Source organism: Bradyrhizobium sp. McL0616, assembly GCF_049993385.1.
Lineage (GTDB): Bacteria > Pseudomonadota > Alphaproteobacteria > Rhizobiales > Xanthobacteraceae > Bradyrhizobium.
The window spans coordinates 195,801-211,190 of record NZ_CP188255.1 but is presented as its reverse complement, the minus strand read 5'-3'; the positions used below and the strand labels follow the sequence as shown (position 1 = coordinate 211,190).

The 15,390-nt window shown below is 64.3% G+C and carries 17 protein-coding genes; 11 read left to right on the top strand and 6 right to left on the bottom strand.

Going from position 1 to position 15,390, the window contains the following annotated elements; all coding sequences use genetic code 11:
• Positions 1–7: 7 nt before the first annotated feature.
• Entirely contained in the window at positions 8–727 is a 720-nt protein-coding gene (gene dnaQ / locus ACPPVR_RS00995) for a DNA polymerase III subunit epsilon (protein ID WP_426612451.1), read from the top strand.
• Here dnaQ and secB read toward each other — a convergent pair whose 3' ends face one another.
• Positions 728–1,213, bottom strand: coding sequence for a protein-export chaperone SecB (gene secB / locus ACPPVR_RS00990; protein WP_426612450.1), 486 nt, complete (start codon positions 1,211–1,213; stop codon positions 728–730).
• A 411-nt stretch (positions 1,214–1,624) separates the two neighbouring features.
• Here secB and ACPPVR_RS00985 point away from each other — a divergent pair, with 411 nt between their 5' ends.
• The 3 genes from ACPPVR_RS00985 to ACPPVR_RS00975 are packed head-to-tail and all read left to right on the top strand — an operon-like array spanning position 1,625 to position 4,435.
• On the top strand, positions 1,625–2,329 hold the full coding sequence (locus tag ACPPVR_RS00985) for a Tim44/TimA family putative adaptor protein (protein WP_426612449.1): 705 nt from the start codon (positions 1,625–1,627) through the stop codon (positions 2,327–2,329).
• A complete protein-coding gene (locus ACPPVR_RS00980) occupies positions 2,307–3,845 on the top strand; it encodes an MltA domain-containing protein (RefSeq protein WP_426612448.1) in 1,539 nt (512 codons plus the stop codon). The genes ACPPVR_RS00985 and ACPPVR_RS00980 overlap by 23 nt, the downstream gene beginning before the upstream one ends.
• A complete protein-coding gene (locus tag ACPPVR_RS00975) occupies positions 3,842–4,435 on the top strand; it encodes a Smr/MutS family protein (protein WP_426612447.1) in 594 nt (197 codons plus the stop codon). The genes ACPPVR_RS00980 and ACPPVR_RS00975 overlap by 4 nt, the downstream gene beginning before the upstream one ends.
• Here the strand turns inward: ACPPVR_RS00975 and ACPPVR_RS00970 are convergent.
• From ACPPVR_RS00970 to hslV, 4 genes are read right to left on the bottom strand one after another with little or no spacing between them, the layout of a single operon-like run.
• Complete coding sequence (locus tag ACPPVR_RS00970) at positions 4,432–5,556, bottom strand: hypothetical protein (RefSeq protein ID WP_426612446.1); 1,125 nt, start codon at positions 5,554–5,556, stop codon at positions 4,432–4,434. The two genes, ACPPVR_RS00975 and ACPPVR_RS00970, sit on opposite strands and share 4 nt — an antisense overlap.
• Before the next feature lie 29 nt (positions 5,557–5,585).
• Positions 5,586–6,890, bottom strand: a complete 1,305-nt coding sequence (gene hslU, locus ACPPVR_RS00965) for an ATP-dependent protease ATPase subunit HslU (RefSeq protein ID WP_426612445.1) — start codon at positions 6,888–6,890, stop codon at positions 5,586–5,588.
• A 52-nt stretch (positions 6,891–6,942) separates the two neighbouring features.
• Positions 6,943–7,551 (bottom strand): DUF2585 domain-containing protein, encoded by a 609-nt coding sequence (locus tag ACPPVR_RS00960; RefSeq protein WP_426612444.1) that lies wholly within the window; start codon positions 7,549–7,551, stop codon positions 6,943–6,945.
• Positions 7,552–7,555: 4 nt separating this feature from the next.
• Positions 7,556–8,116 (bottom strand): ATP-dependent protease subunit HslV, encoded by a 561-nt coding sequence (gene hslV, locus ACPPVR_RS00955; protein ID WP_426612443.1) that lies wholly within the window; start codon positions 8,114–8,116, stop codon positions 7,556–7,558.
• Between the two features lie 186 nt (positions 8,117–8,302).
• On the opposite strand from hslV, the gene hisB reads away from it, so the two are divergent.
• The 7 genes from hisB (at position 8,303) to coaA (ending at position 13,030) form a co-directional block, all read left to right on the top strand.
• Positions 8,303–8,896: an imidazoleglycerol-phosphate dehydratase HisB gene (gene hisB / locus ACPPVR_RS00950; RefSeq protein WP_426612442.1), complete on the top strand. Its 594-nt coding sequence runs from the start codon at positions 8,303–8,305 to the stop codon at positions 8,894–8,896.
• A 65-nt stretch (positions 8,897–8,961) separates the two neighbouring features.
• Entirely contained in the window at positions 8,962–9,489 is a 528-nt protein-coding gene (locus ACPPVR_RS00945; protein ID WP_426612441.1) for a DUF2628 domain-containing protein, read from the top strand.
• Entirely contained in the window at positions 9,486–10,136 is a 651-nt protein-coding gene (hisH, locus tag ACPPVR_RS00940) for an imidazole glycerol phosphate synthase subunit HisH (protein ID WP_426612440.1), read from the top strand. The genes ACPPVR_RS00945 and hisH overlap by 4 nt, the downstream gene beginning before the upstream one ends.
• Entirely contained in the window at positions 10,133–10,870 is a 738-nt protein-coding gene (gene hisA, locus ACPPVR_RS00935) for a 1-(5-phosphoribosyl)-5-[(5-phosphoribosylamino)methylideneamino]imidazole-4-carboxamide isomerase (RefSeq protein ID WP_426616297.1), read from the top strand. The genes hisH and hisA overlap by 4 nt, the downstream gene beginning before the upstream one ends.
• Positions 10,871–10,880: 10 nt before the next feature.
• Positions 10,881–11,657 (top strand): imidazole glycerol phosphate synthase subunit HisF, encoded by a 777-nt coding sequence (gene hisF / locus ACPPVR_RS00930; protein ID WP_426612439.1) that lies wholly within the window; start codon positions 10,881–10,883, stop codon positions 11,655–11,657.
• 73 nt (positions 11,658–11,730) lie between these two features.
• Positions 11,731–12,054, top strand: a complete 324-nt coding sequence (locus ACPPVR_RS00925; protein WP_426612438.1) for a phosphoribosyl-ATP diphosphatase — start codon at positions 11,731–11,733, stop codon at positions 12,052–12,054.
• Between the two features lie 19 nt (positions 12,055–12,073).
• Entirely contained in the window at positions 12,074–13,030 is a 957-nt protein-coding gene (coaA, locus tag ACPPVR_RS00920) for a type I pantothenate kinase (protein ID WP_426612437.1), read from the top strand.
• A gap of 111 nt (positions 13,031–13,141) precedes the next feature.
• On the opposite strand, the gene ACPPVR_RS00915 is transcribed toward coaA, so the two are convergent.
• The gene (locus ACPPVR_RS00915; protein ID WP_426612436.1) at positions 13,142–15,367 is read right to left on the bottom strand and encodes an ATP-binding protein; all 2,226 of its coding nucleotides are present in this window, start codon (positions 15,365–15,367) and stop codon (positions 13,142–13,144) included.
• Positions 15,368–15,390 lie beyond the last annotated feature (23 nt).

Here is a 15,390-nt window from a genome sequence, read left to right as displayed (position 1 = left end):
CAAAATCATGCGCGAAATCGTTCTCGACACCGAAACCACCGGCCTCGATCCCCTGCGCGGCGATCGCCTGGTCGAAATCGGCTGCGTCGAGATGTTCAACCGTATGCCGACGGGACAGACGTTCCACGTCTATATCAATCCCGAACGGGACATGCCGGCGGAAGCCTTTGCGGTGCACGGGCTGTCGGCCGAGTTTCTCTCGACCAAGCCGCTGTTCCACGAGGTCGTCGACGAGTTTCTGGAGTTCATCGGCGATTCGCCGCTGGTGATCCATAATGCCTCGTTCGACATCAGCTTCATCAATGCCGAGCTCGACCGCATCAAGCGCGTCACGGTCCCGCGCGAGCGGTTGGTCGATACGTTGCTGCTGGCGCGGCGCAAGCATCCCGGCGTGTCCAACCGGCTCGACGATCTCTGCTCGCGCTATGCGATCGACAATTCACGCCGAACCAAGCACGGCGCGTTGCTCGACGCCGAGCTGCTCGCGGAAGTCTATGTCGATCTGGTCGGGGCGCGGCAGTCGCAGCTGCTCCTGGCTTCGGAAGCCGAGGACATTCGCGTTAATGCGGCTGGTGATGCGCCGCGGCGGCAGCGACAAGTGCCGCTCGCGCCGCGGATTTCAGACGCCGAGCGCGAGGCCCATCGGGCCTTCATCGCAACGCTCGGCGACAAGGCGATCTGGAGCGAGTTTTTGCCCGCTCCAGCAGCCGTTAATCCGGCTGGCTGATTAGGCCTGGCCCACTTGGCCGCCGGCGGCCGCTTGCCGCTCCATGTTCTGACGATAGAGACCGACGAAATCGACCGGATCCAGCATCAGCGGCGGGAAGCCGCCGTCGCGTACGGCCGTTGCGATGATCTCACGCGCGAACGGGAACAAAAGCCGCGGGCACTCGATCATGACCAGCGGATGCAGGTTCTCCTTCGGCACGTTGGCGATGCGGAACACGCCGGCATAGGCGAGTTCGAACGAGAACATCACCTTGCCCGCGGTCTCGGCCTTGCCTTCGACCGACAAAGTGACCTCGAATTCCTGTTCGCTGAGGTTGTTTGCGCTGACATTGATCTGGATGTTGATCTGGGGCTGCTGGCCCTGCTGCTGAAGCGAGCTCGGCGCGTTCGGATTCTCGAACGAGAGGTCCTTGGTATATTGCGCCAGAACGTTGAGCTGGGGAGCCTGGGCCGCCTCGGGAGGGGTGCCGTTGCCGTTGGTCATAAAAGTCTCTCCTTACCCGATTTGGGCTGAATTTCGCGGCGGTTGGCTAACATAGGGGCGCCTCATTCCACAAGGACGAACGGCCCAGGAGGGTCGATCCGTGTCGCGCCCACAACTGTGACGTTCCACCCTTCCCGGACACCAAATCGCACGTTAAACGCTTGAAGACGCGCGATTTCCGGGCAGGATCGGGTTTCCCCTTAAGCATAAAACGCGCTACACTTGATGCTGTGCCAAAAGGCGCCATTGGCCGGGCAAGATTTCGTGCCTACATCCGGCGGACGTGACGCCCGGGCCCAAAGCGGTCCTAAAATGGTGATGTAGTCTTGCCGTTCCGGTATGGAACGGTCTACTGGCCGGATTGATTTTCCCGGTAGCTACCCTCTGAAAAGACCAGAAAGCGAATCCGACGTGGACATCTACACCATCATCTTCCTGGCGCTGGCGGTCTTTATTTTCCTGCGGCTGCGCAGCGTGCTGGGGCAGCGGACCGGCAATGAACGGCCGCCGTTCGACCGCACCGCCCGCAATGCGCTGGGGGGCGCCCCGGACAAGAACGTCGTGGCCATGCCGGGCAAGGTGATCGACCAGGCCCCGCTGGCGCCGACGGCCGAGCCGGCCCCGCCCTCCGACCGCTGGAAGGGCCTGACCGAGCCGGGCACCGTGCTGGCCCAGGGCCTGGACGCCATCGTCGACAAGGATTCCACCTTCGACCCGCGCCACTTCATCTCCGGCGCCCGCGGCGCCTATGAGATGATCGTGCTGGCCTTTGCCAATGGCGACCGCCGCGCGCTGCGCGACCTGTTGTCATCGGAGGTCTATGAGAGCTTCGATGCCGCGATCAAGGAGCGCGAGAAGAACGAGCAGAAGACCGAGACGCGCTTCGTCTCGATCGACAGGGCCGAGCTCGCCGGCGCCGAGCTGCGTGACCGCACGGCGCAGCTGACCATCCGTTTCGTCTCGCAGATGATCTCGGCCACCCGCGACAAGGCCGGCAACATCGTCGACGGCAGCGCCGACACGGTCGCCGACATCACCGACATCTGGACTTTCGCCCGCGACATCACCTCTCGCGATCCGAACTGGAAGCTGGTTGGCACCGGAAGCGCGAATTAGACTTGTCTTCAGGAATGGCGTGACGGCGCTGTGCGCGGGTGCCGTCGTGCTGTTATCATTTTCGCTCGGCGCCGAGGCGGCGCGGCGCCACTACCGCAGCCATCAGCATCACCTTCCCGAAGTGGCTGCGATCCCTCCGCGGGCTTTGCCCTATCCCCAGCTCCCCCTCCCGTTCGAGATTCCCGGCGCGCAATATCTGCCGCTGGCCTGGGCGGATGTGAAGGGTTGGAGCGACGACGATCACCTCGCCGCCTACAAGACGTTTCGCGCCAGCTGCCGCACGATCAATCCGCAGACGGGCGCGGCCGATCCGAAGGCGCTGGGCGGCTCGCTGAGCGAGCCCTGCCGGATCGTCAAATCGCTCGAGCTCACCGACGACGCCAACGCGAAGACCTTCTTCGAGGACAATTTTTCGCCGCTGCGGATCTCGCGACTCGGCGAGCCCGACGGTTTCGTCACCGGCTATTACGAGCCGGTGCTCGACGGCTCACGCATCCAGACCGATGTCTACAACGTCCCGGTCTATCGGCGGCCCTCGAACCTGTTCGTGCGCGGCTACAATCAGGCCTCGGTCAGCCTGCCCAACAAGGGCGCGGTCTATCGCAAGATCGGCCGCCGCAAGCTCGTGCCCTATTACGATCGCGGCGAGATCGAGGACGGCAAGATCGCCGGCCGCGGGCTGGAGATCGCCTGGCTGAAGGATCCGACCGATCTGTTGTTCGCCCAGATCCAGGGCTCGGCCCGCATCAAGTTCGATGACGGCGCCACGCTCCGGCTCAACTACGATTCCTATAACGGCTTTCCCTACACCGCCGTGGGACGCGTCCTGATCGAGCGCGGCATCATTCCGAAGGAAGAGATGTCGATGCAGAAGATCAGGGAGTGGATGGCGCAGAACCCTGACGGCGCGAAAGAGCTGCGGCGCCAAAACCGCTCCTACATCTTCTTCCGCGAGGTCAATCTGTCCGACAAGGACGAGGCGGTGGGCGCGCAAGGCATTCCGCTGACGGCCGGCCGCTCGATAGCGGTCGACAAATCGCTGCACGTTTACGGCACGCCGTTCTTCATCGAAGGCGAGCTGCCGATCGATTCCGAGCGCGCCAAGACACCGTTCCATCGGTTGATGATCGCGCAGGACACGGGTTCTGCCATCATCGGTCCCGCGCGCGCCGATCTCTATTTCGGCGCTGGCGCGGATGCCGGCCGTGTCTCGGGCCGGCTGCGCCACCCCATGCACTTCGTGATACTGGTGCCGAAGAGCCTTGATCCCAGCGCGCGCGGCCAAAAGTTGCCGGTGCCGGATCCGCGGCCGTCGGAGAAGATCGCGAAGCTGTTTCCGCAGACTGAGCCTGCCAAGGATTCTGCAAAGCCGGCCACCCCTGCCGCGGTTGTGGCGCCGAGCAAGGGCGAAACCGTCGCCGTCGCCAACCCGATCCCGTTGCCGGCGCCGCGTCCCGTGATAGAGCCTGTCCGCGAACCGCGCCGGCACCCGAAGAGTCGTTCCCAGCAGCAATGAAGCGATCGTCCCGTCCGCCCGTGCTGGATCCCCCTCGTCTCTCGCCGCGCCGCCGCGGGCTGAGCGAGGAAGACCGCGAGCTCTGGGACCTCGTTGCAAAACAGGTCAAGCCGCTGCGGAAGCATCGCGCGACGAAGGTGCACGCCGCGCCGAGCGCCGAGCCCCTGCCCGCAGCCCCAGTCAAAAGGCCGGCGTCATCGACAAGGCCTATTGCTGCAGCACCGGCCCCTCGCCCATCAAAGCCGGCGATGCCGCCTCTGGCGCCGCTCGGCAAGCGCGAGCGGACAAAGCTGTCGCGCGGCCGCAGCGAGATCGAGGCGCGGCTCGATCTGCACGGCATGACCCAGATCCGCGCCCATCGCGCGCTGACCGGCTTCCTCCATCGCGCTCATCACGAAGGCCTGACCTTCGTGCTCGTCATCACCGGCAAGGGCCGCAGCGGCGGTGAAAGCGGCGTGCTCCGCCGCCAGGTGCCGGAATGGCTGAGCCTGCCGGAGTTTCGCGGCTTCGTGGTTGGGTTTGAGGAGGCCGGCATCGGCCATGGCGGCGAGGGCGCGCTCTATGTGCGGATCAGGCGGGCGAGATTCTAGAACGGTCGGACGATTCCGACGCGCGGGATCAAGGTGAGGATCAGGCCGAAGATGTTGGCGCTGCGGTCTTCCGTCGGGATTAGCGGAGTCTCCTGCTTTGCCGGCAGCATCTTCACCGCATGCAGGATCAGGAACATGCAGACCGCCCAGTTCGAGATCCAGCGCGAATAGTCGAACACCATCGCGAACATCATGAGATAGGCGAGGCTGACGCCGATCAGCGCCGCGATGACGAGACGGCGGTGTGTGTCGCTGGCAAGGGCGCCGATCAGGCCGGCAAAATAACGCCACAGCGGGGTGTGCAGCCAGATCAGCAGCGCGAACACGGGCACGCCGAGGATGTTGTGGGGCAGGCGGTCCCAGGTGTCCGAAATCTCCTTCGCCAGCGGCTGGTACCAGATGTAGCTGAATTGCAGCAGATCGGTGCGAGACGGATCGGCCATCCGGGTCTTCAGGTACGCCACGAACTCCGCTTCCGGGATCGGCATCGTTCCCAAAAACTGCGCGGCGAAGAACAGCGCGGAGACGGCGGCGAGGGCGACAATGCCGAACGCGACATTGCTGCGATTGCAGCCATAGGTCAGATAGTGCCTGGTCACGACGATGGTGACGATCGTCGGCACATACATCAAGAGATGGATGTGGTGGATCAGCACGAGAATGATCGAGAACAGCGCGGCCGTCGCCACAAACAGCAATAAGTCCGCCGGCATCAGCAGCAGGATGATGGCGAGGGCGCAGCCATAGATGTCGAAATGGCCGAGCGTGTGCATGAAGTTTTTCAGGAAGAACGGCGAGCCTGCGATGAAGACGAACAGCGGCAGCGTCTTCCCGGAAAAGCCGAACGTCTTCTGGAACAGCTTTGCGTAGAGCCCAAGCGTCACCAGCCACGTCGCGCCGCCGATCGCGAACACCAGCCAAACCGGCACCTTTGCCGTGAACACCGCGACGATGGCGCCGATCAGCCCGCGCTTGATGAAGCCGAAATGATAGTCGACGAGAAGGTGGATGTAGGGGACGTAAGGCGGCAGCTGGATCTTGTGGACGAACACGCCGGCGATCACGACGGCGTTGATCGCGAGCAGGAGACGCCAGGGATTTTGCAGGATACGTGCGGTCACGCGGCAATTGATAGCGCGACCGCCGAAAATTACAAAATGAACCGGCTGAGATCAGCGTTCTTGGCGAGGTCGCCAACGTGCTTCTGCACGTAATCCGCATCGACCCGGATGGTCTCGCCGTTGCGGTCGGGGGCGGCGAAGGAGATTTCGTCCAGCACCCGCTCCATCACCGTTTGCAGCCGCCGCGCGCCGATGTTCTCGACCGTCGAGTTGACGGCGACCGCCACGTCGGCGAGCGCGTCGATGGCGTCGTCGGTGATGTCGAGCGTGACGCCCTCGGTCTGCAGCAGCGCGATATATTGCTTGATCAGCGAGGCCTCGGGCTCGGTGAGGATGCGCCGCATGTCGTCGCGGGTCAGCGCCTGCAACTCGACGCGGATCGGCAGGCGGCCCTGCAATTCCGGCAACAGGTCGGACGGCTTGGCGACGTGGAAAGCGCCGGAGGCAATGAACAGGATGTGGTCGGTCTTCACCGCGCCGTGCTTGGTCGAGACGGTAGTGCCTTCGATCAGCGGCAGCAGGTCGCGCTGCACGCCTTCGCGCGAGACATCGCCGCCGGCGCGGCCGTCGCGGGCGCAGATCTTGTCGATCTCGTCCAGGAACACGATGCCGTTGTTCTCGACCGCGCTGATCGCTTCCTGGGTCAGCTGGTCGGTATCCAGCAGCTTGTCGGATTCTTCGTTGACGAGGATCTCGTGCGAGCTTTCCACCGTCAGCCGCCGCGTCTTGCTGCGGCCGCCGAGCTTGCCAAAGATGTCGCCGATCGAGACCGCGCCCATCTGGGCGCCCGGCATGCCCGGGATCTCGAACATCGGAAAGCCGCTGCCGGAGCCTTGCGTCTCGATCTCGATTTCCTTGTCGTTCAATTCGCCGGCGCGCAGCTTCTTGCGGAAGGAGTCCCGCGTCGCGGCGCTGGCATTGGCGCCGACCAGCGCGTCGAGCACGCGGTCCTCGGCGGCGAGCTGGGCGCGCGCATGCACGTCCTTGCGCTTGCGTTCGCGCACCTGGGAAATCGCGACCTCGACGAGATCGCGCACGATCTGCTCGACGTCGCGGCCGACATAGCCGACCTCGGTGAATTTCGTCGCCTCGACCTTGAGGAACGGCGCATTGGCAAGCTTGGCGAGCCGCCGCGCGATCTCGGTCTTGCCGACGCCGGTCGGGCCGATCATCAGGATGTTCTTCGGCAGCACTTCCTCACGCAAGGAACCTTCGAGCTGCTGCCGGCGCCAGCGGTTGCGCAGCGCGATCGAGACGGCGCGCTTGGCGTCAGCCTGGCCGACGATGTAACGGTCGAGTTCGGAAACGATTTCGCGGGGAGAGAAGTCTGTCATGGGACCTTAGCTAGGGTCAGATGTCGGCCGGGACAAGCCGATTTTTGGGCCGTCAGATGATCGGCGGACCCGATTGCCATTGTTTCACGGCCTCGACCGGATGGACCAGCATCAGGATATTCAGCGTCAGATTGTCGCGAATGTGAAGCGCCATCATGATCTCGAAGGCGAGCCCGATGGCGACGGTCGCGGGGATCGGCAGCACGCGTGCGGTGAGGAACCCCAGCACCATGAACAGCGTGTCCGAGATCGAATTGACGATGCTGTCGCCAAAATAATCCAGCGAGATCGTGCCGGCGCGGTAGCGCTCGATGATGAACGGCGAGTTCTCGACGATCTCCCAGGCGCCCTCGATCAGCATCGCGATGATCAGCCGCGCCGGCCAGGAGAGGCGCCGCGAAAGCAGCAGCCACGTCAGCCCATAGAACAGGAAGCCGTGCAGCACGTGCGAGAAACTGTACCAGTCGGCGATGTGCTGGGAATTCTCCGAGCTGTTCACCACGCCATGCCACAGCTTGACGTAGCCACAGGTGCAGATCGGCACCCGCCCCATCGCGAACAGGATCGAGGCCTGCAGCGCCAGCAGCAATAGCGCGATGCCGACCCAGGCAAGCGGCGGCAACGCGGGTTGGGTCGTGCTGGAGCTACGGGCCAATGCCATCCACTCAGCCGGCCGACAGGGCTTCGATGGTGACGTTGCGGTTGGTGTAGACGCAGATGTCGGCGGCGATGTCGAGCGAGCGGCGGACGATGGTCTCGGCGTCCTTGTCGGTGTCGAGCAGGGCGCGGGCCGCCGCCAGCGCGTAATTACCGCCGGAGCCAATCGCCATCACGCCGGCCTCGGGCTCCAGCACGTCGCCGGTGCCGGTCAGGACCAGGGAGACGTCCTTGTCGGCCACGATCATCATGGCCTCCAGCCGCCGCAGATAGCGGTCGGTGCGCCAATCCTTGGCGAGCTCGACCGCGGCCCGGGTCAATTGCCCCGGATATTGCTCGAGTTTGGCTTCCAGCCGCTCAAACAGCGTGAAGGCGTCGGCGGTGGCGCCGGCAAACCCGCCGATCACGTCGCCCTTGCCGAGCTTGCGGACCTTTTTGGCGTTGGACTTGATCACGGTCTGGCCGATCGAGACCTGGCCGTCGCCGCCGACCACCACCTTGCCGCCCTTGCGGACCGTCAAAATCGTGGTGCCGTGCCAGACCGGCAGGCTGTTCTGGGAATCCTGCATGAAATACCTCGTTGTCGGGCCTGATTTAGGCGGTCAGGGGCGGGGGCACAACCGGCCGCTCCGGCCCCAAATTTCGCTCACCATAGACCGAAGTGCCGCCCTGCCAGTGCGATCCCGCAGTAGCGAAGGCGTCATTTGGCTGTTAAAAGACGCCGTTTTCGGCCCAAACCTCAGCGAAAGCTTTCAATGCGCACCGCGACGATCAAGCGCAAGACCAAGGAAACCGACATCGAGGTCACCGTGAACCTCGATGGCACCGGCGTGTCCAAAATCGCGACCGGCATCGGCTTTTTCGACCATATGCTCGATCTCCTCGCCCGCCATTCCCGCATCGACCTCACGGTCAAGGCTGTGGGCGACCTGCACATTGATCATCACCATACCACCGAAGACACCGGCATCGCGCTCGGCCAAGCCGTCAAGCAGGCGCTCGGCACCATGGCGGGCATCACCCGCTATGCCGACGTGCACTTGCCCATGGACGAGACGCTGTCGCGCGTGGTCATCGACATCTCGGGCCGCCCGTTCCTGGTGTTCAAGGCTGACTTCCCCCGCGACAAGATCGGCGAGTTCGACACCGAGCTGGTGCGCGAGTGGTTCCAGGCCTTCGCCATGAACGCCGGCGTGACTCTGCACGTCGAGACCCTATATGGCGATAACAGCCACCATATCGCCGAGTCCTGCTTCAAGGGTCTGGCGCGGGCGCTGCGGGCGGCGGTCACGATCGATCCACGGGCGGCGGGCGAAGTGCCCTCCACCAAGGGCTCGCTCGGCGGCTGACATCTCCGTCTCGCGGTAAACGCCGCCGGCGGCACTGACTCAATTCTCGAAAACGGGGCATCACCATGCCTGTCTATACAGTTCATGCACCCACCCCAGGCGGGGCCGATCTGCGCGCGACCGACAGATTCGTGTTCGTGCGCGACGGCTTCCATTTCTGGGCGATGATGTTCGGCCCGTTCTGGCTGCTCTGGAACAGGCTCTGGCTGGCGCTGATCGGCTGGATCGTGTTCGTCGCGGCGTTCGATGCCGGGCTGTCCAGCCTCGGCGTCGGCCGCAGCTCGATCTTCCTTGCGAATACCATCGTCGCACTCCTGATGGGCTTCGAGGCTTCGAGCCTGCGCCGCTGGACGCTGTCGCGCGGCAAATGGCGCCAGCTCGACGTCGTCGTCGGCGACGATGAGGACACCGCGGAGCATCGCTTCTTCGAGCGCTGGAGCAAGACACAGCGCGGCATCGTCAACGATCAATGGGCCGTCGATCGCGGCGGTCCGCCGCCGACCCGCAATGTGCCGGGTCAGCAATTCTCGAACCCGCCGCTGCCGGCGGGTGGCATTATCGGATTGTTTCCAGAACCGGGAGGGTCAAGATGAGCGTCGCCATCATCGATTACGGTTCCGGTAATCTGCATTCCGCCGCCAAGGCGTTCGAGCGCGCCGCGCGCAGCATGGAGAACCCGCAAAAGGTCTTCGTCACCAGCGATCCTGACCAGGCCTACGGCGCCGATCGCCTGGTGCTGCCGGGCGTCGGCGCTTTCGCCGATTGCCGGCGCGGGCTCGAAGCCGTCAACGGCATGGTCGAGGCGATCACCGAAGTCGTTCGCGTCAAGGCGCGGCCGATGTTCGGCATCTGCGTCGGCATGCAGCTGTTCGCGACCCGCGGCAAGGAACACGTCATCACGCAAGGCCTGAACTGGATCGGCGGCGACGTCGAGAAGATCACGCCGCGCGACGAGAGCCTGAAGATCCCGCACATGGGCTGGAACACGCTCGATGTGCTGCGCGAGCATCCGGTGCTGGAGAGGCTGCCGCTCGGCCCCAAGGGCCAGCACGCTTATTTCGTGCACTCCTATCACCTCAACGCTGCCAATGAGGCGGACGTGCTCGCGCGCGCCGAATACGGTGGACCGGTCACCGCGATCGTCGCGAAAGACACCGTCATCGGCACGCAATTTCACCCCGAGAAGAGCCAGCGCTTTGGGCTAGCCCTGATCTCGAACTTTTTGCGATGGAAACCGTGATTCTCTTTCCCGCTATCGACCTCAAGAACGGCCAGTGCGTGCGCCTCGAGCAAGGCGACATGGCGCGCGCGACCGTGTTCAACCTCGATCCCGCAGCGCAGGCACAGAGCTTCGTGACGCAGGGTTTTGAGTATCTCCACGTCGTCGACCTCGACGGTGCCTTTGCCGGCAAGCCGGTGAATGCGCAGGCCGTCGAGGGCATGCTGAAGACAATCAAGATCCCGGTGCAGCTCGGCGGCGGCATTCGCGATCTCGCGACCGTCGAAGCGTGGCTCACCAAGGGCATCAGCCGCGTCATCATCGGTACCGCCGCGGTGCGCGATCCGGAGCTGGTGAAAGCCGCGGCGAAGAAATTCCCCGGCCGCGTCGCTGTTGGCCTCGATGCCCGCGACGGCAAGGTCGCCGTCGAAGGCTGGGCCGAGACCTCGCAGGTGACGGTGCTGGAAATCGCGCAGCGTTTTGAGGATGCCGGCGTCGCCGCCATCATCTTCACCGACATCGCGCGCGATGGCCTGCTGAAGGGCTTGAACCTCGATGCGACCATTGCGCTGGCCGAAGCCATCTCAATTCCAGTGATTGCTTCCGGAGGGCTCGCCTCGATCGAGGACGTCAAGGCGATGCTGACGCCGCGCGCAAACAAGCTCGCCGGCGCCATCGCCGGCCGCGCGCTCTATGACGGCCGGCTCGATCCGGCTTCTGCTCTCACCCTGATCCGCAACGCGCGCGCCGCCTAGGAGCTGACACATGTTCAAGGTGCGCGTGATCCCCTGCCTCGACGTCAAGGACGGCCGTGTCGTCAAGGGCGTCAATTTCGTTGATCTGCGCGATGCCGGCGATCCCGTCGAAGCCGCGATCGCCTATGACGCCGCCGGCGCCGACGAGCTGACTTTCCTCGACATCACCGCGACCCATGAGAACCGTGGCACCATGCTGGACGTGGTCCGGCGCACGGCAGAGGCCTGCTTCATGCCGGTGACCGTCGGCGGCGGCGTCCGTGAGGTCAACGACATCAGGACGTTGCTGCGCGCCGGCGCCGACAAGGTCTCGATCAACAGCGCCGCTGTGTCGCGGCGCGAGTTCGTCAAGGAAGCGGCCGAGAAGTTCGGCGGGCAGTGCGTGGTGGTCGCGATCGACGCCAAGCGGGTCAAGCGCGCCGGCGGCTCCGAGCGCTGGGAGATTTTTACCCATGGCGGCCGCAACTCGACCGGTATCGACGCCATCGAATATGCCCAGGAAGTGGTCTCGCTCGGCGCTGGTGAAATTTTGCTCACCTCGATGGACCGCGACGGCACCCGGCAGGGCTTTGATATCCCGCTGACCCGGGCGATCGCCGACAGCGTTCCCGTTCCCGTGATCGCCTCGGGCGGCGTCGGCAATCTGGATCACCTCGTCGACGGTATCCGCGACGGGCACGCCACCGCGGTCCTGGCCGCCTCGATCTTCCATTTTGGGGAGTTCACCATCCGTGAGGCCAAGGAGCACATGGCCCGGCGCGGGCTACCCATGCGCCTGGATGCCTGACGACTTCCGTTCATAAAAATGCTACATCGGCTGGCGATGCTGGCCTTTCGGCTGGGCGTTTTGAGTATCCGGTATGCCGCGTTTCACGATCCACGATCTGGCCGCAACCATCGACGCCCGCGCGGCGGCCGCCGGCGAGGTCTCCTATACCCGCAAGCTCCTGGACAAGGGCGCCGAACATTGCGCCAAGAAGTTCGGTGAGGAAGCAGTCGAAACCGTAATCGCAGCAGTCGAAAACGATCGCGCGCATCTGATCGCCGAGGGTGCCGACCTGCTCTACCATTTCCTTGTGCTGCTCAAGGCCCGCGGCGTAAAGCTGGAAGAGGTCGAGGCCGCGCTGGACAAACGGACCTCGATGTCAGGGTTGGAAGAGAAAGCGTCGCGCAAGGGCGACTAGCCAAGGTTGGAACGGCGTCATGGATATTCGCGCACCCGAGCAGCAGTATAATCCGTACCGCATCTACACCCGCGAGGAATGGTCGCGCCTGCGCGACGATACACCGATGACGCTGGAGCCGGGTGAGTTCGACCGGCTGCGTTCGCTGCATGATCGCCTGGACTTGCAGGAGGTCGAGGACATCTACCTGCCGCTGTCGCGACTGCTCTCGATCTATGTCGATGCGATGCAGCGGCTGTATTACGCGGAGCGCCAGTTCCTCAACATCCGCGATCGCAAGATGCCCTACATCATCGGCGTCGCGGGCTCGGTCGCGGTCGGAAAATCCACCACCGCCCGCGTGCTCCAGGCGTTGCTGGCGCGCTGGTCGCCGCGGCCGAAGGTCGAGCTGATCACCACCGACGGATTTCTTTATCCCAACGCCGTGCTCGACCGGCAGGGCATCATGCAGAAAAAGGGCTTTCCCGAGAGCTACGATCTGCCGCTGCTGCTCAGTTTCCTGTCCGACATCAAGGCCGGCCGCCGCCATGTCCGCGCGCCCGTCTATTCGCATCTGACCTACGACATCGTGCCGAACCAATGGGCCGAGGTTGATCAGCCCGATATCTTGATCTTCGAGGGCGTCAACGTTCTGCAAACCGGCAAGTTGCCGCGCGACGGCAAGGCTGTGCCGGTCGTCTCCGACTTCTTCGACTTCTCGGTCTATATCGACGCCGACGAAGCGGCGCTGCGGCGCTGGTACATCAAGCGCTTCCTGGCATTGCGCGACACCGCGTTCACCAATCCAAAATCCTACTTCAACCGCTATGCGCTGCTGTCCGACGAGGAAGCCACCGCGACCGCGGTCGCGATCTGGGAGCGCACCAACCTCGCTAATCTCGAGGACAACATTTTGCCGACGCGCCCGCGCGCGACGCTCATATTGAAGAAGGGCGCGGATCACGTGGTGGAGAGCGTGGCGCTGCGAAGGCTGTAGGCCACACACTCGTCATTGCGAGCGCAGCGAAGCAATCCAGAATGCCTCCACGGAGGCAGTCTGGATTGCTTCGTCGCAAGAGCTCCTCGGAAGGACGGTGGATAGGGTGAGCTACACCACCAGATGCCGCGACGCCGCGAGCCCCGCCAGCGCTTCGTCCAGCTTGTCGCGATCGAGCGGCTTGATCAAAAATCCATTCATGCCCGCTTCGAAACAGGCATAGCGGTCCTCGACCAGCGTGTTGGCGGTGAGCGCCAGGATCGGCGTGTGGTGGCCGCCTGTCGCTGCCTCATGCGCCCGGATGCGGTTTGTGGCTTCGATGCCGTCGAGCTGCGGCATCTGGATATCCATCAAAACCAAATCATAGGGCGTGCCAGCCGAGTTGGCCGCGAGCCAGGATTCCAGCGCGGCCTCGCCGTGAACCGCGATGACGACGCGATGGCCAAGCTTGGTCAGCAGTGACCGCATCAGCAGGGCGTTGATCTCATTATCTTCGGCGACGAGGATCGAGAGGCCTTTTGTCGACGTTCTGACCGCGGTAGGCTCGACAGGCTCCGGCGCAAGATCAGGTGAGACGACTTGCGGTGTCAACGCCAGACGCGCGGCGAGCGAGGCTGCGCGCAGCGGCTTCACCAGGAAGCCGGTGAAGGCCGACGAGACCTTTTCATGACGCGAGCTCGACGTCAGCAGCACCAGCCGCTGTGTCGCATGGGTGCGGGCGACCTCGCCCAAATGATCGGCAACGACAGGACCGATGGCGCGGTCGATCAGCACCGCATGCCATGAGCGTTCCGGCAGCAGCGCTTCGACGACCGCCGCATCCGCCACCATGCAGGTCTGGCCGCCCCAGCGCTCCAGCCGCCGCGCGATCAGCGACGCCTCGATGCCGTCGGCCACCACGAGGATCGACTTGCCGGAGAGGTCGGGACTTGGGAAGGCGGTCTGTCCGGCACGGGCCTGTGACGGCGCCAGCGGGATTGCAACTTCGAAGGTCGAGCCCGTGCCCGGCGCGCTCTCCAGCGTGATGCGGCCGCCCATGCGCTTGACGATTCGCTCGCTGATGGCGAGGCCAAGCCCGGTGCCGCCATAGGTGCGGGCGACGCGGTCGTCGGCCTGCTCGAATTCGCGGAAGATGCGCGACTGCGCGTCGGCCGCAATCCCGATGCCGGTGTCGCGTACGAGGAAGCTGACCTCGTTCGGCCAGATCCCGGGCTCGACGATCAGCGCGACACCGCCATTCGCGGTGAACTTGATGGCATTGCCGGCAAGATTGAGCAGCACCTGGCGCAGCCGTGCCGCGTCGCCAACGACTTCCAGCGGCAGGCGTTCGTCGACGTAAGCCGCGATCTCGAGATTTTTGGCTTGCGCGCGCGGTGCCAAGAGCTCGGTGATTTCTTCGATCAAGGTCGAGAGCGCAAAGGGGCGCTGCTCGAGATCGAGCTTGCCGGCTTCGATCTTGGAATAGTCGAGCAGCTCCTCGATCAGCGCCATCAGCGCTTCGCCGGAGGTTTTCACGGCGCGGGCGTAGGTCGTTTGCTCCGGCGTCAACATGGTGTCGAGCAGCAGCCCGCCCATGCCGATGATGCCGTTGAGCGGTGTGCGGATCTCGTGCGAGGCCATCGCGAGGAAGCGCGATTTGGCGCGGTTGGCGGCATCGGCCTGGTCGCGCGCATCCGAGAGCGCGCGCTCGGTCTCGGTGCGGTCGGTGACATCGCGTCCGACGCTTTGTAGCTCGGCAGGCTGGCCGGCATCGTGTCGCACAAAGCCCTCGCGCCAGGCAATCCAGCGCGCGCCGACAGGCGTTGTGATCCTCTGGTCGTGGATGCGGGTGCCGTTGCTCTCGCGCGCGCTTTCGCCCTGCTCCAGCACGTCGAAATCAAAGCGCGTACCGACCAGCGCGCTGCGCGCCTGCCCAGCCAGCGCGCAATAGGCGTCGTTGGCGAAGGTGATGCGGCCCTGATGGTCGCGCAGCACGATCAAATCGCCCTGCGACTCGAACAGGCTGCGGGCGCGCTCCTCGGCTTCCTTCAGCTCCCAATTACGATCGATCAGCGCTTCGTTGTGGGCGGCGAGCGTGCGCAGCCGCCTGTTGACGAAGCGCAGCCGCATACTGAGCGTGGCGAGCCCAAGGCAGGCGAGCGCGAACAGAAAACTCGCGCCGATTGCAAAGGTGTTGGGATCGTAGCCGGAATTCTCGGAGCGGCTGCCGGAGACGAAGCCATAGGCTCCGCCGAACGTCGCCGAGAAGATCATGAACGAGCGGATAGCGAAGGCGATTCTGGGGTAGCGGCGCCTGAAGCGGCGCATGCGCACCTTGATCCGGAACGTCCGACCCATCGCCACCGACCCCGACTCGTAAA